This is a genomic window from Pseudomonas sp. DF11, assembly GCF_058148565.1.
Window position 1 is genome coordinate 502408 of the sequence record NZ_JBYVYN010000002.1, and the last position, 20857, is coordinate 523264.

General features: G+C 62.9%; 18 protein-coding genes. 7 read left to right on the top strand and 11 right to left on the bottom strand.

Annotated elements, in window-relative coordinates; all coding sequences use genetic code 11:
• Window positions 1-16: 16 nt before the first annotated feature.
• Window positions 17-982 carry a GlxA family transcriptional regulator gene (locus tag AC30D9_RS08945; protein ID WP_490143898.1) on the top strand — a complete coding sequence of 322 codons (966 nt, stop codon included), beginning with the start codon at window positions 17-19 and terminating at the stop codon, window positions 980-982.
• Between the two features lie 11 nt (window positions 983-993).
• Here AC30D9_RS08945 and AC30D9_RS08950 read toward each other — a convergent pair whose 3' ends face one another.
• The 3 genes from AC30D9_RS08950 to AC30D9_RS08960 all read right to left on the bottom strand — a co-directional run bounded on the left by AC30D9_RS08950 (window position 994) and on the right by AC30D9_RS08960 (window position 4543).
• Window positions 994-1335: a carboxymuconolactone decarboxylase family protein gene (locus AC30D9_RS08950; RefSeq protein ID WP_014340738.1), complete on the bottom strand. Its 342-nt coding sequence runs from the start codon at window positions 1333-1335 to the stop codon at window positions 994-996.
• 101 nt (window positions 1336-1436) lie between these two features.
• Entirely contained in the window at window positions 1437-3845 is a 2409-nt protein-coding gene (locus AC30D9_RS08955; RefSeq protein ID WP_490143899.1) for a penicillin acylase family protein, read from the bottom strand.
• A gap of 110 nt (window positions 3846-3955) precedes the next feature.
• Entirely contained in the window at window positions 3956-4543 is a 588-nt protein-coding gene (locus tag AC30D9_RS08960; RefSeq protein ID WP_490143900.1) for a DUF6436 domain-containing protein, read from the bottom strand.
• Window positions 4544-4651: 108 nt separating this feature from the next.
• Between AC30D9_RS08960 and bipL the strand changes: the two genes are divergently transcribed.
• Window positions 4652-5599 carry a phospholipase BipL gene (gene bipL, locus AC30D9_RS08965; RefSeq protein ID WP_490143901.1) on the top strand — a complete coding sequence of 316 codons (948 nt, stop codon included), beginning with the start codon at window positions 4652-4654 and terminating at the stop codon, window positions 5597-5599.
• A 129-nt stretch (window positions 5600-5728) separates the two neighbouring features.
• Here bipL and AC30D9_RS08970 read toward each other — a convergent pair whose 3' ends face one another.
• Window positions 5729-6472, bottom strand: a complete 744-nt coding sequence (locus AC30D9_RS08970; RefSeq protein WP_109752461.1) for a DUF2059 domain-containing protein — start codon at window positions 6470-6472, stop codon at window positions 5729-5731.
• 141 nt (window positions 6473-6613) lie between these two features.
• Here AC30D9_RS08970 and AC30D9_RS08975 point away from each other — a divergent pair, with 141 nt between their 5' ends.
• Together AC30D9_RS08975 and AC30D9_RS08980 are read left to right on the top strand one after the other, a co-directional pair.
• On the top strand, window positions 6614-7246 hold the full coding sequence (locus AC30D9_RS08975; protein ID WP_307572565.1) for a 2OG-Fe(II) oxygenase: 633 nt from the start codon (window positions 6614-6616) through the stop codon (window positions 7244-7246).
• Window positions 7247-7248: 2 nt separating this feature from the next.
• On the top strand, window positions 7249-7740 hold the full coding sequence (locus tag AC30D9_RS08980) for a 2-thiouracil desulfurase family protein (RefSeq protein WP_307572563.1): 492 nt from the start codon (window positions 7249-7251) through the stop codon (window positions 7738-7740).
• A 189-nt stretch (window positions 7741-7929) separates the two neighbouring features.
• On the opposite strand, the gene AC30D9_RS08985 is transcribed toward AC30D9_RS08980, so the two are convergent.
• Together AC30D9_RS08985 and AC30D9_RS08990 are read right to left on the bottom strand one after the other, a co-directional pair.
• The gene (locus AC30D9_RS08985) at window positions 7930-9303 is read right to left on the bottom strand and encodes a GTPase/DUF3482 domain-containing protein (RefSeq protein ID WP_307572561.1); all 1374 of its coding nucleotides are present in this window, start codon (window positions 9301-9303) and stop codon (window positions 7930-7932) included.
• Window positions 9296-10663 carry a DUF2868 domain-containing protein gene (locus AC30D9_RS08990; RefSeq protein ID WP_490143902.1) on the bottom strand — a complete coding sequence of 456 codons (1368 nt, stop codon included), beginning with the start codon at window positions 10661-10663 and terminating at the stop codon, window positions 9296-9298. The genes AC30D9_RS08985 and AC30D9_RS08990 overlap by 8 nt, the downstream gene beginning before the upstream one ends.
• 86 nt (window positions 10664-10749) lie before the next feature.
• On the opposite strand from AC30D9_RS08990, the gene AC30D9_RS08995 reads away from it, so the two are divergent.
• Window positions 10750-11262, top strand: a complete 513-nt coding sequence (locus AC30D9_RS08995; protein WP_307572557.1) for a dihydrofolate reductase — start codon at window positions 10750-10752, stop codon at window positions 11260-11262.
• A 57-nt stretch (window positions 11263-11319) separates the two neighbouring features.
• Here AC30D9_RS08995 and AC30D9_RS09000 read toward each other — a convergent pair whose 3' ends face one another.
• Window positions 11320-12711, bottom strand: coding sequence for an L-cystine transporter (locus AC30D9_RS09000; RefSeq protein WP_307572555.1), 1392 nt, complete (start codon window positions 12709-12711; stop codon window positions 11320-11322).
• Between the two features lie 242 nt (window positions 12712-12953).
• Between AC30D9_RS09000 and AC30D9_RS09005 the strand changes: the two genes are divergently transcribed.
• Window positions 12954-14009, top strand: a complete 1056-nt coding sequence (locus AC30D9_RS09005; RefSeq protein ID WP_134926249.1) for an HAD family hydrolase — start codon at window positions 12954-12956, stop codon at window positions 14007-14009.
• A 197-nt stretch (window positions 14010-14206) separates the two neighbouring features.
• On the opposite strand, the gene ilvD is transcribed toward AC30D9_RS09005, so the two are convergent.
• The 4 genes from ilvD to AC30D9_RS09025 all read right to left on the bottom strand — a co-directional run bounded on the left by ilvD (window position 14207) and on the right by AC30D9_RS09025 (window position 19783).
• Complete coding sequence (gene ilvD / locus AC30D9_RS09010) at window positions 14207-16048, bottom strand: dihydroxy-acid dehydratase (RefSeq protein WP_063323942.1); 1842 nt, start codon at window positions 16046-16048, stop codon at window positions 14207-14209.
• A gap of 257 nt (window positions 16049-16305) precedes the next feature.
• Window positions 16306-17511, bottom strand: coding sequence for an MFS transporter (locus tag AC30D9_RS09015; protein WP_490143903.1), 1206 nt, complete (start codon window positions 17509-17511; stop codon window positions 16306-16308).
• 246 nt (window positions 17512-17757) lie between these two features.
• Complete coding sequence (locus AC30D9_RS09020) at window positions 17758-18954, bottom strand: class I SAM-dependent rRNA methyltransferase (RefSeq protein ID WP_003206543.1); 1197 nt, start codon at window positions 18952-18954, stop codon at window positions 17758-17760.
• A 286-nt stretch (window positions 18955-19240) separates the two neighbouring features.
• The gene (locus AC30D9_RS09025; protein ID WP_490143904.1) at window positions 19241-19783 is read right to left on the bottom strand and encodes a type 1 glutamine amidotransferase domain-containing protein; all 543 of its coding nucleotides are present in this window, start codon (window positions 19781-19783) and stop codon (window positions 19241-19243) included.
• 232 nt (window positions 19784-20015) lie between these two features.
• On the opposite strand from AC30D9_RS09025, the gene AC30D9_RS09030 reads away from it, so the two are divergent.
• The gene (locus AC30D9_RS09030) at window positions 20016-20831 is read left to right on the top strand and encodes an HDOD domain-containing protein (RefSeq protein WP_167659403.1); all 816 of its coding nucleotides are present in this window, start codon (window positions 20016-20018) and stop codon (window positions 20829-20831) included.
• Window positions 20832-20857 lie beyond the last annotated feature (26 nt).

The following is a 20857-nucleotide window of genomic DNA, read 5'->3' on the forward strand; positions in this document are numbered from 1 at the left end:
AAGGCAAGCGAGCACCATGCAGAAAGTCGTCGCCGTCGTGGTATTCCCAGGCGTCCAGTCGCTGGACGTTACCGGGCCCATGGACGTGTTCAGCGAAGCCAATCGGTTCCTGGTCGCCGAGGATCACTATCGGCTTGAAGTGATCGGCGCCGAGCGAGGCGCGATGTCCTGTTCCAACGGTTTGTCCCTGAATGCCCACCGGCATTTCAGCGAGGCTCGGCAGGCTTACGACCTGCTATTGGTGGCGGGCGGGCCGCAGTTGCCGTTCATACACCTTGGCGCAGAATTCGATGCCTGGTTGCGGGATGCTTGCGCACGAGCACGGCGCTTTGGCTCGATCTGCAATGGCGCTTTCATGCTGGCCCGGGCTGGATTGCTGGAGGGGCGGACCGTCACCACTCATTGGGGGGACGCCGCGGCGCTGGCGCAGCTGTATCCCTTGACCCGGGTCGAAGCGGACCGTTTGTACGTGCAGGATCGTCAGCTCTACACCTCCGCCGGGGTCAGCGCGGGGATCGACCTGTCGTTGTTCCTGCTGGCCCAGGACCATGGCCCGGACGTGGCGCTGAGTGTCGCCAAGCGGCTGGTGGTGTTTACCCAGCGCGCGGGCGGGCAGTCGCAATTCAGCCCTTTTCTCGCACCCCACGCGGAGCCGACGTCCGCCGTGGCCCAGGTCCAGACCTATGTCCTGGCGCACCTGAACGGTGATCTGACCATCGCCGACCTGGCGAATGCCGCGAACATGAGCCAGCGTAACTTCTCCCGGGTGTTCACCCGGGAGGCGAAGGTCACGCCAGCGGAGTTCGTCGAGCAGGCTCGGGTGGATGCGGCGCGGGTTATGCTGGAAAGCACCCGCGCCCCACTCAAGACCGTGGCCTGGCAATGCGGCTTTCGCGATGCCCAGCACATGCGCAGCGTATTCAATCGCAGGCTGGGCGTAACGCCGCAGCAATTCAGGCTGAATTTCGGCGCGCTGGCGTAAGTGTCAGCCTCTCACTTCTTCAACGCGTCATGGGCCTCCAGCGCGCGCAGGGAGTAGATGTACGCCGCGCCGGCATTCAGTGACACCGCTGTGGCCAGGGTGGCGGCGATTTCCTCGCGGGTGGCGCCGGCCTTGATGGCGGCGTCGGTGTGTACGCCGATGCAACCGTCACAGCGGGTGGTGATCGCCACGGCGATGGAGATCAGCTCACGGGTCTTGGCATCGAGCACGTTGTTTTCAGCCGCGGCTTCATCCAGGGCCATGTAGGCCTTGACCATTTTCGGATTGCTCTTGCCCAGGGCGCCAAAAGCACTTTTGATGGTGGGCAGCAGCTCGGACCAGTTGTTGAACATTGCGTTGACTCCTATGAAGGGGGACGGGGTGTTGAACCCCTGTAGTCTTGACCATCAATGACGATCTAGCCTGTTGGTGCTGAAAAATACGCCCGTCAGATTCAGGGCGCGGCCCTGGCCGGCAACAGTTTCAGGGTCGCGCGGGTATTGGCCACCACTTCTTCCTCGGCCAGGTGCGCCTGGTGATACACCCCCTCGATGTAGGCTTCGGCCTGGTCCTCGTAATGCTTGTCGAACGGCACACCGCTCTGGCCGACAGGATTGATGGTGAGGCTGTGGGCCGGGTCGGCGAAGTCGATGATGCGCCGGGTCGAAGGACCATAGGTCACCGGCCAGGGCGCCGGACCGATTTTGGCCGAGAGGTTGTTGGGCACTTCGTGGGTGCCCGGTGCAGCGAACGGGCCGACGTTGAAGATCCGGTCCAGCGGCTTTTGTGTCCCCAGCGGATGACCGTGGGTCAGGGTGTGGGCCTTGCCCCATTGCCATTGCGTGGCATCGTCGCCGAGGGTGGTCTTCAGGTGCGCCAGGCTTTTGTCCCAGGCTTTTTTCACGGTGTCGGCACGGGTTTCCGTTCCCAGCGTCGAGCGGTCGTCCCACCACGGTGAGTCTGCCGTTGCCGCCAGGCGTGGAAGGGCCGCGTCGATCACCCGGGTCGACAGCGCGGTGTCGAAGAAGCCGTCGCCCAGTTCATCGCGCAGGGCTGCATCGGCCAGGTTGAACAAGAACTGGTTGAACAGCGTGGCGCTGATGGAATCCAGCGGGTAGTCGCCTTGCCATTGAGCCAATTGCTCCACCCATTTGCGTTCCTGCGGATCGCTGACCACTTCACGCAGCACCGGCAGCAAAGGTGCGAGCAGGCGCGGGCCATAGGCGGTGGTGGTGCCCAGTTGCAGTTTCCGGGTGGTCTCGATATCCCACTTTGCCTGCTTGTCGCTGAGCTGACGGTTGAGCTGCTGGCCACGGTCGGGGAGGTTGTAGTAACCCGGGATCTCGATGCCACTGGCCGGCACCGGCTGGAAATTGGCCGAGATGATGTAGCCCCGCGCCGGGTTCTCTTCCTGCGGGTTGCTGCTGAATGGATAAAAACCTTCCTTTTCCGCCTCCGGGCTGCTGCCATCGAGGATGAAGCCGGGCTTCACGCCGACCGGCCGCTTGGGCAGTTGCGCGGCGGCCCACCAACCGATGTCCCCCTTGGCGTTGGCCCATACCACGTTCAACCCCGGGGCGTGGATCTTGGCCGAAGCGCCACGGGCCTTGGCCAGGGTATCGGCGCGGTTGAGCTGATAAAAGGCTTCGAGGATCGGGTTGCGGCTTTCCAGGAACCCCCACCACATGGCGATCGGGGTCTTGCCGGCGTTCGCACCGAGGACATCGTTGACGATCGGGCCGTGGGGCGACTGGCGCAGCACCAGCGTCACCGGCGCCTGGCCCTTGACGGCGATCTGCTGCTCGCTGCGAGTCATGTCGACCCATTGGCCGCGATACCAGACCTGCTCGGGATTGTCCGGGTTGACCCTCTCGGCGATCAGGTCCAGGTCGTCGTTCTGGAACATGGTGATGCTCCAGCCGAAATCCTTGTTCATGCCCAGCGTCGCAAAGGGCAACAGCGCCTGGTACTGCCCGTAGAGTTCGAAGCCTGGGGCCGACAAATGCGCCTCGTACCACACCGAAGGCGCGGAAAAGCGAATGTGCGGGTCGCCCGCCAGCAAAGGTTTGCCACTGTGGGTGCGGTTGCCGGAGACCGCCCAGGCGTTGCTGCCCTCGAATTGCGGCAGGCCATTGTCGGCCAGGGCCTGCTCGCTCAGGCGAGCCAGGGCGTTGAGGTCCTTCCAGTCGCTGGCGGCCAGTGGCAGGGCGCTTTTGCGACTGGCGGCCAGTACGCCTTGAGGCTGCCAGTCGAGGTCGAAAATATTCAGGTAGTTGGCGCCCAGTTGGTCGCGCACATAGGTAAGCAGTGGTTCGGTACGGAACGCGGCGGCGAAGCTGTAGGCCATGTAGCCGGTAATGCTCACGGTGTCTTCGGCGGTGAAGGGGCGCTTGGGAATGCCCAGCACATCGAATTCCACTGGCCGGGTGTGACTGTCCTGATAGGCGTTGATCCCGTCCAGGTAGGCTTGCATAGCGATCCAGGCCGGGGATTGGGGATCCTGCTCGGTCACATAGGCCGCGGCGCGCTCGCGGATGCGCAGGCTGCGCATCAACTTGTCGGTGTCGAGCAGCTTCGGCCCCAGCACCTCGGCCAGCTCGCCACGGGCGAGGCGGCGCATGATTTCCATCTGGAACAGCCGGTCCTGGGCATGGACATAGCCGAGGGCGCGGTACAGGTCGGCTTCGTTCTCGGCGCGGATGTGCGGCACGCCACGTTCGTCGTAGCGCACCGTCACTGAACCATGCAGTCCTTGCAATTGCACCGTGCCCTGGCGGGTGGGCTGCTTGCTGTAGAGGTAGCCACCCGCGACGATGATGGCGGTGACGACCAATGACAGGAAGGTGATGAGGGTGCGTTTCATGGAGATTCCTTATTGAGTGACAGCGACCCCATGGTCTCGCTGCTTATTCCCTGTTTAACACGCTGCTGCTTCCCTACGCATCGCTCCTCGGAGGGATTTCCCCCGACTGGCTATTCTTTGGCTGATGTGTCCTGGCTCCACGGGCAATAACACCCCACCGCCAGTGTGTGAGTGGCATCGACCGTCCGGCCGACGCTCAATGCCTCGAGGATCGGCTCGATGAAGCTATTGCTCGAGTTACATGTCAGGCCTTCGCTGTAGGGGCCGAAATACGCCAGTTTGCCGCTGCGATCCCAGATCGCCACAGCGGGGCTGGCTGGAATCTGGCTCGAGCCGGGGAGTACCGTGAGGGACTTGAGGCTGCTCAGCGTGGTCGGCAGGCGACCTTGGCTGCCGGCCTTTTGTACCGCGTAAAACTCGACGCCTTGCGGCACGTATTTATCGATCAGTTCAGCCAGGTGTTGCTGATTGCCGACGTTGCACGGGCATGCCGGGTCCCAGAAGTGCACCAGGCGTATCGCGCCAGGGCCGGCCAGATCGACAGGCAGGCGTAGAGGATCGCCGGAAAACACCGCGGTGTGTTGGCTGAAGGCCCGCAGGAAACGGCCCTGGAACCAGTCGTAGGCCGCCCACAATACGATGGCACATCCGAGGGCAAGCAGGCTGGCGAGCAAGGTCGTGCGGTGGGATGGGCGCATGGAGTCGATCCTCTGAAGCCGCGTAGCTTGCCATGCCTGCCGCGACAGATGAATATCGCAGGCTTGTAAAGTCTGTTTCGCGCGATGCGCCCATGCCTGGAAACCTTGATGCCTGCCACTTTCGACCCTGATCTCCTGCGTACCAGCCTGCAACCCTTGGCGCAGTGGCAACCCCTGTCGGAACAAGCGCAGGCTTATCAGCGGTTCTATGGGCTGGACTTCCCCCAGCGTACGTTGCGCAGGGGGTTGGGGCGTTTCGAGATAAAAGGGTACGAACTGGTGAGCCAGGTCTGGTGGCCGGAAAAAGCCGTGGCGACGATGTTCGTGTTCCACGGTTACTACGATCACATGGGGCTGTACCGGCACTTGATCGAATGGGCCCTGGAACAGAAATTCGCGGTGATCGCCTGCGACCTGCCGGGCCACGGCCTGTCCAGTGGCGAACGCGCCAGCATCGAGGATTTCGCCGAGTACCAGGCCACCTTGCAGGGCTTGTTGGCCGAGGCCGCGACGCTGGACCTGCCGCAACCCTGGCACCTGTGCGGGCAAAGTACCGGCGGGGCCATCGTTGTCGATCATGTGCTCAACCAGGGCGCGCAGAGCCCGGCCCAGGGCCAGGTCATCCTGCTGTCACCCTTGGTGCGACCGCGGGCCTGGGGTTGGTCGCGCCTGAGTTATTACCTGCTCAAGCCGTTCGTGACCGGTATCGCCCGACGTTTCAGCGAGAACTCCACTGACCCGCAGTTCCTGCCCTTCCTGCAAGCCGACCCACTGCAACCATTGCGCCTGCCCACCGCGTGGGTGGGCGCGTTGGGGCAATGGATCAAGCGTATCGAAGCCGCCCCGAGCAGCCCGCGCCAGCCGTTGATCGTGCAGGGGCAGGCGGACATGACGGTGGATTGGGTGCACAACCTGCAAGTGCTGCGCAGCAAGTTCGACCGGCCGCAGGTATTGATGTTGCCCGAGGGGCGTCATCACTTGGCGAATGAGGCGCTGGCGATGCGGCAGGAGATGTTTGGGTTTTTGACGAAGCGGATGAGTCGGGTTCGGCGCTGACTGATCAATCGCCTTCGCGAGCAAGCCCGCTCCCACAGAGTATTTGAGTGAACTCAGGTTTTGTGATCGTCGCAGACCCAGTGTGGGAGCGAGCCTGCTCGCGATAGCGGTGTCAGCGGCACAGAAGAGCTACTGCCCGAGATTCTGCCCCACCGCCAACCCCGCCCGAATCGCCGCCAAAGCCGCCTGATAATAAGCCTGGCCCTCGGTCGATTCGGCGAAGGTGGCGAATTCTTCCAGCTCGGTATCCGTGAGGTCACGGTAGACGTACAGCAGCGTGTTGTTCAGGTCCGCGCCGATCTGTTCCATCAGCCGTTGGCGCTGGCCGTTCAACATGCCCTGGGCCTGGCCGGCGCCCAAGAGCCCCGGGATCATCGAGCTCAGGCTGTCGGCCGCCACGCCGGCGATCGCCAGGCTGACTTCGGCGCCGGCCTCGCGAGCGGGCAGGGCCTGGGCCAGGTGACCGATGATCAACAGGCGGTTGTCGCTGGCTTGCATCTTCGGCAGGCCCTTGGCGTTTTTCGCCAATTGATCGCGTCGGGTCGCCAGCAACTCGGCCGCCACGACCTTGCGGCCCAAAGGGGACTGGAAAAAGTTCAGGGCCGCTTGAGGGTCGCGAAGATTCTTGCGCATTTGCGCCTCGGCCCGCTGGTCCATGGCCTGGGGGGCGAAACGTTGATTGCTGTTGTTCACCAGCGCCTGGAACACCGCCGGCGGCAGGCTGCTCTGGTAGCGCTGCTGGGCGGCGCTCAAGGCATCATTGAAATGCGCCCGCTGTTCCGGCCAGCCGGCGACCTTGTACAACTGGTCGTAGCTGTCTGCCCAGGCGGGCAAAACGCAGAACATCAACAGTGAGAAAAGCAAACGGCGCATAGGGACTCCTGTCAGCAGCCGACTATTCTCCGTGGGGTGTGGGGTCTTGTCGAGAATTCGTATCAAGTTCGTACGGCGGTGCTAACTGGCGGCAAAAAACCTGCCGAGCGTCGCTGTCGGTTTTGCAGGCACAGGCATACTATGCGCGCCATGCAAATACCTTCTGATCACCCGCTGCTGTTACGTATCGTCGACGACCTGGCCGAGCGCGGCTGGTCGCAGCAGGACCTCTTCCTGCCCCAGGCGCTGACCCGTGCCCTGGCGGCCGAATGCCGCCAGCGTGCCGCCGAGGGCGAATTGGCTCCGGCAGCGGTCGGGCGCGGGCCGTTCTCGGAGATCCGCGAAGGCATCCGGGGTGATCGCATCCAGTGGATCGAACCTGGCCAGGCGCAAGCCTGCGACCAATACCTGATGCTGATGGACAGCCTGCGCGAGGCGATGAATCGGGGGCTGTTCCTGGGCCTGGAGGATTTTGAAAGCCACTTCGCCCTCTACCCACCGGGCGCGTTCTACCTCAAGCACGTCGACCGCTTTCGCGATGACGACCGGCGCACGGTGTCGGCGGTGCTCTACCTCAACGACGATTGGCTGCCGGAACACGGCGGCCAGTTGCGCATGTACCTGGACGATGGCGTGGAGCACGATGTGGTGCCCATCGGCGGTTGCCTGGTGGTGTTCCTGTCGGGGGACATCCCCCATGAAGTCCTGCCCGCCACGCGCGATCGCCTGTCCTTGACCGGTTGGTTCCGCCGTCGCGGCAACGAGTTGTTCTGACGATGGAAAAGATCCTGGTCAGTCGCTGCCTGCTCGGGCATCGCGTGCGCTACGACGGTGGTGCCAGTGGGCCGTTCGATCAACTCCAGCAGTGGCTCGACGAGGGGCGGGTCGTGCCGTTGTGCCCGGAAGTCGCCGGCGGCTTGCCTACGCCTCGGGCGGCGGCGGAGATTCCTGGCGGGCAGGGCGGTCGAGTGCTCGACAGCCAGGCGGCGGTGATTACCACCGAGGGCGAAGATGTGAGTGCGCAGTTCCTGTCCGGTGCGAATCAAGCGCTGGAGTTGGTGTGTGCCCATGGCATCCAGATCGCCGTGCTCAAGGCCAACAGCCCGTCGTGCGGCAACCTGCTGACTTACGACGGGACGTTCAGCGGTGTGAAGGTCAGTGGTGAAGGCGTGACGGCGGCGTTGCTCAAGCGCCATGGGGTGCGGGTGTTCAATGAGTTGGAATTGGCTGACGCGGCAGCGGCCCTCAACGCCTTGAGTAACGAATAACTGCTCAGGTGCCGATCGCTTTTGTGGCGAGGGGATTTATCCCCGCCGGGCTGCGTAGCAGCCCCAAAACCTGTCACCTCGGTGTGTCAGGTTAATCGTGGCCAACCATTTGGGGGCGCTTCGCACCCCAGCGGGGATAAATCCTCTCGCCACAGGGGGCACCATGTTCCCAAGCAGGATTTGTGTGATCTAGAGCCGCTGCGCCAACTGCTCAATCTGCTCCTGTCGCTCTGCCTGACTCAACCGCGCCTGGGGGTTCAGGGAAGACCATTGCGGATGCGCCCGGGCCTTGTTCAGGGCTTCGGGCAGCTTGCCTTCGCGCCAGGTCTTGTCCTGGGGCGTGGCGATGCGGATGCTGTCCATCGCCGCGTGGCCGCGCTGGTTGAGAGCTTGCAGCAGTTGGCGTTGGCGCAGGGCCAACAGGCGCAGTACGCTGTCGTCCACTGTCAATTCCCGTTGCCCCTTGAGCTTGCCCATCAACCGGTTGCCATAGCTGCGGGCGGTCTGCAGGGTGCCGCCGACAATGGCCCCGGCCAGGGCGGCGGCGCCAAGGGTCAGGCCGCCCACCAGCAAGTCGACGCCGGCCCCGGCCGCCGCGCCCGCCGCGATCCCGCCGCCGACCCGCACGCCCAGTTGCTTGAGAGTCTCGGGGTTGAACAGGTCGTCGCCCCAGCGCCCGTCGAGCAGCGGCAGGTCGCTGGCGGCGGCGTCCTGGGGCCGGAAAGCGTAGAGCTTGAGCAGGGCTTCGACGCAACGCTGCTCGCGCTGGCGCACCGCGTTGCGCAGTTCACTGATGGCTTCGCGTTCCTGCTCGGCGTCGCTGGCTACGCTGCGGCGGCAGGCGGCGCAGTCGATCAGCAGTTCGGCGATCAAGCGTCCCGCACTCTGTTGACGGGCCAGGCGTTGGGCCTGTTGGTCAGTGACCAGGCGTTCCAATTGCCCACGGGCACTTTCCAGTAACAGTGCGAGGCTTTCATACAGACGTCGCTCGCCGTCCTCGGGCGGGGCGACGCTGTCGAACCGAACCAGGGCGTGCAACCCCAGGCGCGCCAGGGCTTCGCGCCAATCGGGCTCACGGTGACTGGCGCTGCTGACGAAATTCAACACCGGCAGTAGCGGCTTGCCACAACTGGCGAGGACTTCCAATTCATCGCGGTACTTGGCCAGCACCGGTTCCCGGGCATCGATCACATACAGTCCGGCGTCGCTGGCGAGCAGTTGCCGCAGTACCTTGGCTTCCTGTTCGAAGCGCTGCCGAGCCTCGCTGCCCTCGAGGAAACGGGCCAGGCGCGCCGGGCCGTCCAGGCGTTCACCCGGGCGTTCCAGGCGTTCGAGGTAATCGAGCAGGGCGATGGCGTCCTCCAGGCCCGGTGTGTCGTACAGCTCCAGCAGCGCTTCGCCGTCCACCGACAAACGCGCTCCCTCGACATGCCGGGTGGTGCTCGGGCGATGAGACACCTCGCCGAAGCCGACGTCGCGGGTCAAGGTACGCAGCAGCGAAGTCTTGCCCACATTGGTGTGGCCGACCACGGCCAGCTTCAGCGGCTTCATGGGCTCAGTCATGGCCGGTCTCCAGCCAGTTCAAGGGCATGCAGTCGGCGAAGGGCAGTTGCAGCTGTTGCAGCGCGTTGTGCCAGTCGCCCAGGCGCTCGGCGTCCAGCGCTTCGCCGGGTGGCGCCTGCAACAGCCAGACGCGGGTGGCGCTGGCGCTGCGGGCCAGCTCGGCGATCAGCGCCAGGCTGCCGCGATCCGGTGAACGGCGTGGGTCACAGGCAATGACCAGGCGTGCCGGCGGAAAGCGCGACAGTTGTTCGAGGAGTTTGTGGCGTGACTCGCGGCTGTCGAGGATGCCGGCGTTTTTCACGGTTTCGGGCAGTTTGGGCGGCCAGGGTCGATCGTCCAGTTCGATCGCCACCAGCAGCGCGCCGTCGCTGTCCATCGCACCGACGGCACTTTCGATGGGGTGCAACTGCGCGGGTGCGGCGTCGTTGACGCCCAGGCGTTCGCTACTGGGCATCAGCCGTTCACGCAATTGGGCGTAGCCCGGCAGGTTCAAATCCAGGCGCAACGTGGCGCGCCCGCGCCGCCAGCGCCACAGGCACAGCAAGGCCAGGCCCAGGCGCGGCAGCAGACCATAGACTAACAGCACGCCGACCAGCCAGGCGGCCCAGGCCTGGCGGGCGCTCTCGATGTTCAGCGCGGTGTCGCCACTGGCGCGGATCATTTCCACCGTTGGCACGCTGAAGCCCAGCAGGGCGGGCAGTGCGCCGAGGGCTTGAGTCATGGCGACGAAGGTTTCGCCGCCGAGAATCGTGGTTTCCCAGACGAAGCCATAGCGCCGGGTCGCCATCAGCAGCAACACAATGACCAGCGCGCTGAGCATCGCCAGCAGCCACAGGCTATTGACCAACACGCCGAGGGCCCAGCGATTGAGCTTGTGCCGTTGCAGCAACAGCAGCAGGGCCGGCGCCAGTTGGGCGGCCTTGGCATCGCGGGCGAGTTTTTCGCTGAGCCACAGCCACAGGCGCCCCAGTGCGGCACCTTGCTCACCGGCGAAGATCAGGCCCAGGGCCCAAGACATGAGCAGAATCAGGTTCAGCCCCAAAAGGCTGCCCAGGGCCCAGAACACGTTGACCGGGGTTTGCCCGTCGCCGAGTGCGGCAAACCCAAGGCCGGCGCCGCTGATGATGGCGAGCAGCGCCAATGCGATCAGCGCCAGGCGTGCCCCTTGCAGCCAATGGCGCAGGGCCTCGGTGAGGCCATCGCGTTCGGCCAGCCAGCGGGCGCGGTGGCGGATGCGAGTGGATAGATCGCCGCCTGATGCGCGGGCCAGGCGATTGGCTTCCTGGTCCTCGAGCGGGCCGGCGTGCTCTTCACGCAGGCGTATTGTCTCGGTCAACCAGAGGTTCTGCAGTGCTGTCACGGGCGCTTCCGTTGCTCGAATGAGGGTTGAGCATAACCGCTGTGATGCCTGTCGGGGTACGCCGAGCCTCTGGTATCCTCGCGGCCATGAACAAAACTCTCCCCTTAAGCCTGATCGCAGCTCTCGGTGAAAACCGTGTGATCGGCGTCGACAACAGCATGCCCTGGCACCTGCCAGGGGATTTCAAATACTTCAAGGCCACCACCCTGGGCAAACCGATCATCATGGGGCGCAAGACCTGGGATTCCCTCGGTCGACCGCTGCCGGGGCGCTTGAACATCGTGGTCAGCCGTCAGCCGGATTTGGTGCTGGAGGGCGCCGAAGTGTTTTCCACCTTGGAGGCAGCAGTGGCGCGCGCCGAGGCGTGGGCGCTGGAGCAGGGCGTCGACGAGCTGATGTTGATCGGCGGTGCCCAGCTGTACGCCCAGGCCCTGGAGCAGGCGGATCGGCTGTACCTGACCCGCGTGGCGCTGAGCCCGGAAGGGGATGCATGGTTTCCGCAATTTGATTCGAGCCAGTGGAAGCTGGTGTCGAACCAGCCGAACCCGGCTGAAGGGGACAAGCCGGCCTACAGCTTTGAGGTGTGGGAAAAGCTGTAAGTCCTGTGGGAACTATACCTGTGGGAGCAAGGCTTTGCTCCCACAGGTATCAGGCAATCAAGCGTGCACCAACTCCCCATGCTCGTCGGCATCCAGCAGCGCCTTGTCGGTCTGCTGCATCACCTGGCTGGTGATCGCCCCGGCGGTGATCGAGCCGCTGACGTTCAACGCCGTGCGGCCCATGTCGATCAGCGGCTCGACGGAGATCAGCAAAGCCACCAGCGAAACCGGCAAGCCCATGGCCGGCAGCACGATCAACGCGGCAAACGTAGCGCCGCCACCGACTCCGGCCACCCCGGCCGAACTCAACGTCACGATTGCCACCAGCGTCGCGATCCATAGCGGATCCAGCGGGTTGATGCCCACGGTCGGCGCGACCATCACCGCCAGCATGGCTGGATAAAGACCGGCACAACCATTCTGGCCGATGGTGGCGCCGAACGAGGCGCTGAAGCTGGCAATCGCCCGCGGGATGCCGAGGCGGCTGGTCTGGGCTTCGATGCTCAACGGGATGGTCGCGGCGCTGGAGCGGCTGGTGAAGGCGAAGGTCAGCACCGGCCAGATCTTGCGGAAAAAACGCAGCGGGTTGATCCCGGCGGCGGACACCAGCAGGCCATGGACCACGAACATCAGGCCCAGCCCCAGGTACGACACCACCACGAAGCTGCCGAGCTTGATGATGTCCTGCAAGTTGGAGCCAGCCACGACCTTGGTCATCAGGGCCAGCACGCCGTACGGGGTCAGCTTCATCACCAGACGCACCAGGCGCGTCACCCAGCTTTGCAGGGTGTCGATGGCGTTGATCACTTTCTGGCCTTTTTCCACGTCATCCTTGAGCAACTGCAACGCCGCCACACCGAGGAACGCCGCGAAAATCACCACGCTGATGATCGAGGTCGGCTTGGCCCGGGCCAGGTCGGCAAAGGGGTTCTGCGGAATGAACGACAGCAGCAATTGCGGGATATTCAGGTCGGCGACCTTGCCGGCATAGTCGCTCTGGATCACCTGCAGGCGCGCCAGTTCCTGGGTACCGGCCACCAGGCCTTCGGCGGTGAGGCCGAACAGGTTGGTCAGGCCGATGCCGATCAGCGCGGCGATAGCGGTGGTGAACAACAGCGTGCCGATGGTCAGGAAGCTGATCTTGCCCAGGGACGAAGCGTTATGCAGTCGGGCCACGGCGCTGAGGATCGAGGCGAAGACCAGCGGGATGACGATCATTTGCAGCAACTGCACGTAGCCGTTGCCCACTAGGTCGAACCAACCGATCGAGGCCTTGAGCACCGGGTTGCCGGCGCCGTAGATCGTGTGCAGGGCAATACCGAACACCACGCCCAGCACCAGTGCCAGCAACACCTTCCTGGCCAGGCTCCAGGTGCGATGACGGGTTTGCGCCAGGCCGAACAGCAAGGCGAGGAATACCAGCAGATTGAGGATCAGCGGCAGATTCATCAAAAGAGACTCCGAAAAGACGTGCCAGTCGCCCGAAGCCGCGACTGTGAGCCGGGAAGCCTAACAGCCTGATAACTAATGAATTAATACTAAAAACGCATGTGGATTGTCGTTTATGGAATAAGGCGGCGACGTTTACGGGTATGTCGCTGGCGCTATCAAGATGTAAGCGGTCGCCCACAGGCGAGGACTGTCACACGCATTTGTTAGCGTCGGGTTCTTTCAACCTGGGAGGAATGCCGATGAAATTCGTACCTCGTTTTCTTGCTGTCGCCTTGAGTCTGGGCCTGGCCAGCCAAGTACTTGCCACCGAACTCAAGCACTGGCCGGCCGAGCAGGCCAAGGCGTTGGATGCGATGATCGCAGCCAACGCCAACAAGGGTAACTACGCGGTGTTCGACATGGACAACACCAGTTACCGCTACGACCTTGAAGAATCGTTGCTGCCGTTCATGGAGAACAAAGGCCTCATCACCCGTGAAAGCCTGGACCCGTCCTTGAAACTGATGCCGTTCAAAGACACGGCCGACCACAAGGAAAGCCTGTTCAGCTATTACTACCGCCTGTGCGAAGTGGACGACATGGTCTGCTATCCGTGGGTGGCCCAGGTGTTTTCCGGCTTTACCCTCAAGGAGCTCAAGGGGTACGTCGATGAGCTGATGGCGTCCGGCAAGCCGGTGCCGACCACGTATTACGATGGCGATAAGGTGGTCCAGTACAACGTCAACCCGCCCAAGATCTTCACCGGCCAGGCCGAGCTGTACAACAAACTGATGGAAAACGGTATCGAGGTCTATGTCATGACCGCCGCTTCCGAGGAACTGGTGCGCATGGTCGCCTCCGATCCGAAATACGGCTACAACCTCAAGCCGCAGAACGTGATCGGCGTGACCACGCTGCTCAAGGATCGCAAGACCGGCGAACTGACCACCGCGCGCAAGCAGATCACCGCTGGCAAGTATGACGAGAAGGCCAACCTCGGCCTGGAATACACGCCTTATCTGTGGACCCCGGCGACCTGGATGGCTGGCAAGCACGCGGCGATCCTGACGTACATCGACGAATGGAAAAAACCGGTGCTGGTGGCGGGTGACACGCCGAGCAGCGACGGCTACATGCTGTTCCACGATGTGGACGTGGCCAAGGGCGGCATTCACCTGTGGGTCAACCGCAAGGACAAATACATGACCCAGATTAACGGCATGATGGCCAAGCACGCCGCCGCCCAGGCCAAGGAAGGGCTACCGGTGACGGCGGACAAGAACTGGGTGATCGTCAAGCCCGAGGACATCCAGTAAACCCGGGTTGCGGATGAACTCACCAACCCTGTGGGAGCGAGCCTGCTCGCGATGGCGTCAGGCCAGCGGCATTTTCTTTGGCTGATACGCCGCTATCGCGAGCAGGCTCGCTCCCACAGTTGATCATCTGTGACCTGTCTCACCGCAATAAAAATGCCCCGCACTTGGCGGGGCATTTTTATTGCGGCTAACGACGCTTACAGGCCGTCAAGCATCGCCTTGTTACGCACCGCGCCCTTGTCGGCGCTGGTGGCGAGCAGGGCATAAGCCTTGAGCGCGGTGGTGACTTTGCGTGGACGCACTTCCACCGGTTTCCAACCCTTGTTGTCTTGCTCGACGCGGCGCCCGGCCAGTTCTTCGTCGCTGATCAACAGGTTGATCGAGCGGTTCGGAATGTCGATCAGCACCTTGTCGCCATCGCGCACCAGGCCGATGGCGCCGCCAGCCGCCGCTTCCGGCGAGGCATGACCGATGGACAGGCCCGAGGTGCCGCCAGAGAAGCGGCCGTCGGTCAGCAGGGCGCAGGCTTTGCCCAGGCCCTTGGACTTCAGGTAGGAGGTTGGGTAGAGCATTTCCTGCATGCCCGGGCCGCCTTTCGGACCTTCGTAGCGAATGATCACGATGTCGCCGGCCTTCACTTCGTCGGCGAGGATGCCGCGTACGGCACTGTCCTGGCTTTCGAAGATCTTCGCGTTACCTTCGAACACATGGATCGACTCGTCGACGCCGGCGGTCTTCACCACGCAGCCGTCCAGGGCGATGTTGCCGTACAGCACGGCCAGGCCACCTTCCTTGGAATAGGCGTGCTCGACGCTGCGGATGCAGCCGTTTTCACGGTCGTCGTCCAGGGTTTCCCAGCGAGTCGACTGGCTGAACGCGGTTTGCGTCGGAATGCCTGCCGGGCCGGCCTTGAAGAAGTGATGCACGGCTTCATCGGTGGTCTGGGTGATGTCCCACTTGGCGATGGCCTCGGCCATGGTCTTGCTGTGCACGGTCGGCAGGTCGGTGTGCAACAGGCCGCCACGGGCCAGGGAACCGAGGATGCTGAAGATCCCGCCGGCACGGTGCACGTCTTCCATGTGGTACTTCTGGATGTTCGGCGCGACCTTGCACAGTTGCGGCACGTGACGGGACAGGCGGTCGATGTCGCGCAGGTCGAAATCGATCTCGGCTTCCTGGGCCGCCGCCAGCAGGTGCAGGATGGTATTGGTGGAACCGCCCATGGCGATGTCCAGGGTCATGGCGTTTTCGAACGCCTTGAAATTGGCGATGTTGCGCGGCAACACCGATTCGTCGTTCTCACCGTAGTAGCGCTTGCACAGCTCGACGATGGTCCGGCCGGCCTGCAGGAACAGCTGTTCGCGGTCGCTGTGGGTGGCCAGGGTCGAACCATTGCCCGGCAGGGCCAGGCCCAGGGCTTCGGTCAGGCAGTTCATCGAGTTGGCGGTGAACATGCCGGAGCACGAGCCGCAGGTCGGGCAGGCGCTGCGCTCGTACTCGGCAACCTTCTCGTCAGAGGCGCTGGAGTCGGCGGCGATGACCATGGCGTCCACCAGGTCCAGGCCGTGGCTGGCGAGCTTGGTCTTGCCGGCTTCCATCGGGCCGCCGGAAACAAAGATCACCGGGATGTTCAGGCGCAGGGCGGCCATGAGCATGCCAGGGGTGATCTTGTCGCAGTTGGAAATGCACACGATGGCGTCGGCGCAGTGGGCGTTGACCATGTATTCGACGGAGTCGGCGATGATCTCGCGGCTGGGCAGCGAATAGAGCATGCCGTCGTGGCCCATGGCGATGCCGTCGTCCACGGCGATGGTGTTGAATTCCTTGGCAACGCCGCCGACCCGTTCGATTTCCCGGGCGACCAATTGGCCCAGGTCCTTGAGGTGGACATGGCCCGGTACGAACTGGGTGAAGGAGTTGGCAATGGCGATGATCGGCTTCTTGAAGTCGTCATCCTTCATCCCCGTGGCGCGCCACAAGGCACGGGCGCCGGCCATGTTGCGGCCATGGGTGGATGTTTTCGAGCGGTAATCAGGCATGGAGCACTCCGGGCGGCTAATCAGATATCAAAGGGGAAGTGAGCTTCTGTCGACGTCTGGAGCACCCGGGTTTGGCCGTGTGTCCGGAAGTGGCCGATGACTTTGCAGGATCACTGCGCGCCTCAGCATGAGCTCATAAACCCGCCGGGGATGAATGGCGATGAATGTCGCGATTCTACACCGCTGGCGCCAGGATGAAATGACGCAAAGCGCTGATCGGAGGCCAATGTCGCGCTTGGGATGACGACTGGCAGGGTTCAGCCGACCAACAACCCACTGTTACGCTGCCGGACCAGGGTATTGAGCCCCAGCCCCAGGAGGCTGAGTAACATCAGGCACAGGGCTAGCGTGACCTGCATATCCAGCGGGGTGAGGCTGATGCTTGCACTGGTCAGCCCGCCGACGATGAAGATCAGCACGCTGCCGGCCGAGGCGGACGTACCGGCTTGCTCCGGGAATCTATTCATTGCCAGGGTGTGGGCCGCCGCCCGGGCAATGGTCGTTCCGGCGGTGCACACGATCATGGGCAGCAGCAGGGTGGCGACCGACAAGCCCAGTTGGCTGGAGAGCCCGAGCATCAAGACACCCGCCGCCAGGATCAGGCCCAGGCCGGTGATGATTTGCGTCTGTGGGTCGATGCGATTGCTCAGCACGGTCGCCACCGCTCCGCCGCCAATATAAGCCAGCCCGTAACCCAGCAGTGCCCACGAAAAGGCCTCGGGCGAGAGTTGCAACTGATCGATGAGCACCAACGGCGAAATGACGATGAACGAAAAATGGCAGGAAAAGGCCAGTGCCGATGTCAGCCAATAGGCCATGAAGCTGAAGTCGCCGCAGACCTTTCGATAGGAGGCAATTAAGTCCAGGCGCCGCCGTGGGTGACCCGCCGGGGAAGGCTTGAGTAACAGGCTTGCGCCCACAAACACGCCGACGGCCAGGGCGACGAACACCAGGAAGCTGCCGCGCCAACCCATCCAGCTTTGCAGGCCGGTGCCGGCCAGGGGCGAAACGGAAATGAAAATGCCGCCGCAGGTGACCAGGAAAATACGCAGTCGCTGCTGCTCCCTGCCTGTGAACAGGTCCTGGATCAACGCCTGGGACAGCACGAAACAACCGCACCCCAAGGCCTGAACGACACGGAAAAACAGGAAGGACCAGTAGCCATCGGCGAGTACGCAACCCGTTGCCCCGACGGCTGAAACGCTGATCCCGATCAACAGCAGGTTCTTTCGTCCCATGGCATCGGACAGTGGACCGACCAGCAGTTGCGAGAGGGCGATGCCCACCGCGTACAGACTGACAGACAGGGCGATGTCCGACGATGAGCGTCCAAAATGCTCGGAAAGGGCGGGGAACGAGGGCAGCACGACATCGATTGGAAAGACGCCGAGCAATGTCAGCGTCAGCAACAAGCCAACGGTGGCCGGTTTGCGGCTAGCCAGGCGATTTTGCGGATCAGTCATCGACGAGTTCCAAGGCGTACCTGAGGGGCGCTTTCAATCCTAATGCGTCATGCCCGCCAGGCGCCGGGGAGATTGAGTAGGAAGGCTCTGGTAATTGCGTGGGGGTTCTCCTACAAGGCTTTTGCTGGTGAGTGATTTTTGCGCTGGAGACTGATCGGACGCGCAAAAAAAAATCGCAGCCAAGGCTGCGATCGGGGTGTCTCTCGACAGAGGGGCGCAGGGCGACTGCCCTGGCCCCGTCCGGCCTTAGCTGTTGGGCAACAATCGGCAGGTAATGCTCTTGATGTAGCGGGTTTCGGCGATGGCCGGGTGGACCGGATGGTCCGGCCCCTGGCCGCCGCGCTCAAGCAGTTGAATATTGCGGTCCAGGTGACGGGCGCTGGTCAGCAGGATGTTCTGCAGGTCGTCTTCAGGCAGGTGCATCGAGCACGACGCGCTGACCAGGATGCCGTCCTTGCTGAGCAGGCGCATGGCTTGCTCATTGAGGCGGCGATAGGCGCCTTCGCCGTTCTTCAGGTCCTTCTTGCGCTTGATGAAGGCCGGTGGGTCGGCCACGATCACGTCGAAACGCTCTTCGCTGGCCTTGAGCTCCTTCAGCGCCTCGAACACGTCGCCTTCGATGCAGGTCAGCTTCTCGGCAAAGCCGTTCAACGCGGCGTTGCGCTCGACGCCATCGAGGGCAAAGGCCGAGGCGTCGACGCAGAACACTTCACTGGCGCCAAACGCCGCCGCTTGCACGCCCCAACCGCCGATGTAGCTGAACAGGTCCAGTACACGCTTGCCCTTGGCATAAGGTGCCAGGCGTGCGCGGTTCATGCGGTGGTCGTAGAACCAGCCGGTTTTCTGGCCTTCCATGACCGGCGCTTCGAACTTCACGCCGTTCTCTTCCAGGGCGACCCATTCCGGCACCAGGCCGAACACGGTCTCGACGTAGCGGTTCAGGCCTTCGGCGTCGCGAGCGGCAGAGTCGTTCTTGAACAGGATGCCGCTGGGCTTGAGCACCTGAGTCAGGGCGGCGATCACGTCGTCCTTGTGGGCTTCCATGGTGGCGGAGGCGATCTGCACCACCAGGATATCGCCGAAACGGTCGACCACCAGGCCCGGCAACAGGTCGGAATCGCCATAGACCAGGCGATAGAACGGCTTATCGAACAGCCGTTCGCGCAACGACAGCGCGACGTTGAGGCGATGCACCAGCAGGGATTTGTCCAGCGGCAGCTTCACGTCACGGGACAACAGACGGGCGCAGATCAGGTTGTTGGGGCTCATCGCGACGATGCCCAACGGCTTGCCGCCGGCGGCTTCGAGAATGGCCTGGTCGCCGGCCTTGAAGCCGTGCAGCGGGGTGGCCGCAACATCGATTTCGTTACTGTAGACCCACAGGTGGCCGGCGCGCAGGCGACGGTCGGCGTTGGCTTTGAGGCGCAGGCTAGGCAGGGACATGACGTCGCTCCGGAAAAAAGAGCGGGAGTATACCGTGTTGAAGTGTACGGCGGGTTTGAAGGACGATGAAACGTGGCGGCGTGCCCTGTCGGCAAGTCGAACACGGAACCTGTGGCGAGGGGATTTATCCCCGCTGGAGCGCGAAGCGGTCCCAAAATAGCTGGCTCGGTCAGGCCAATGAATCGCGTTCCCAGATTTTAGAGCTGCTTCGCAGCCCAGCGGGGATAAATCCCCTCGCCACAGGTACATCGTGTCTCCGGCTCGACAGTTTGGCAGTGGCCTCGAGTTATCGAGCGGACAATGCGCTGAGCAACTCGCGGTTGAACGCCGGGATGTCATTGGGCTGGCGGCTGCTGATCAACGTGCCGTCCTTGACCACTTCCTGGTCGACCCAGTTCGCGCCGGCGTTGACCAGGTCATCCTTGAGGGTCTTGTAGCTGGTCATGGTCTTGCCCTTGACCAGCCCGCTCGACACCAGCAGCCAGCCACCATGGCAAATCACCGCGATGGGCTTGCCTGCCGCCTCGAAGCCCTTGACCAGTTTCTGGGCATCGGGGTCGATGCGGATGGTGTCGGAGTTCTGCACGCCACCGGGCAGTACCACGGCGTCGTACTGCTCGACATTGGCGGCCTTGAAAGTCAGGTCGATCGGGAAGTCGTCGGCCGGCTGGTCATGGTTCCAACCTTTGACCTGGCCTTCATGGGCCGAAACGATGTCCACTTTGACCCCGGCCTGTTCCAGCGCCTGCTGGGGGCCGGTCAGTTCGGCCTGTTCGAAACCGTCGGTCACCAGGATGGCGACACGTTTGTTATTCAGGGTGCCAGGCATGAAAAGTCTCCTCAAGCTAAGTGGTTGGGTTGCCGACTCAAGCCTGTAGGCAGGCATGGGTGTCGGTCCTTTAAAGTCCGAAGCCGATGCCAGGAGGAAAGTTCCGCCCATCTACCCGACGGTGTATCGGATCCATCTTTAAAGGTTAGAATCCCCGCCTGACCCAGAGTGTGTACTCATGTCCAAAGAACTTTCCGCCGAACAGATCCAACAGTCCCTGCAAGGGATCAGTGTGCCGCCCCAGCCGCAGATCATGGTGGATCTGCAGATGGAACAGTACATGCCCGACCCGGACCTGGAGACCATCGCCAAGCTGATCTCCCAGGATCCGGGCCTTTCCGGTGCCCTGCTCAAGATCGTCAACTCGCCGTATTACGGCCTGCGCAACAAGATCACTTCGATCCAGCGCGCGGTGAACCTGTTGGGCAGCCGTTCGATCATCAACCTGATCAATGCGCAGTCGATCAAGGGCGAGCTGCACGACGATGCCATCGTCACCCTGAACCGCTTCTGGGATACCGCCCAGGACGTGGCGATGACCTGCCTGACCCTGGCCAAGCGCGTCGGCCTGGAGAATGGCGACGAAGCCTATGCGTTGGGCTTGTTCCACGATTGTGGCGTACCGTTGATGCTCAAGCAGTTCCCCAACTACATGAGCGTGTTGGAAGAGGCCTACGCCAATGCCAGCGCCGAGTGTCGGGTGGTGGACACCGAGAACCGCGTGTTCAACACCAACCACGCGGTGGTCGGTTACTACACTTCCAAGTCCTGGCGCCTGCCGGATCACGTCAGCCAGGCCATCGCCAACCACCACAACGCCCTGGCGATTTTCAGCGACGAGTCCTCACGCAACAACAGCCAACTGAAAAACCTGCTGGCGATCCTGAAAATGTCCGAGAACATCTGTGCGTCCCACCGGGTGCTTGGCAATCAGGCCGAAGACCATGAATGGAATAGCGTCGGCAGCCTGGTGCTCGATTACATCGGCTTGTCGGAATACGACTTCCAGACCCAGAAACAGGAAATCCGCGACCTCGCCACTCGTTGAGTGCGCGGCTTCGCTTGAATCGAGAG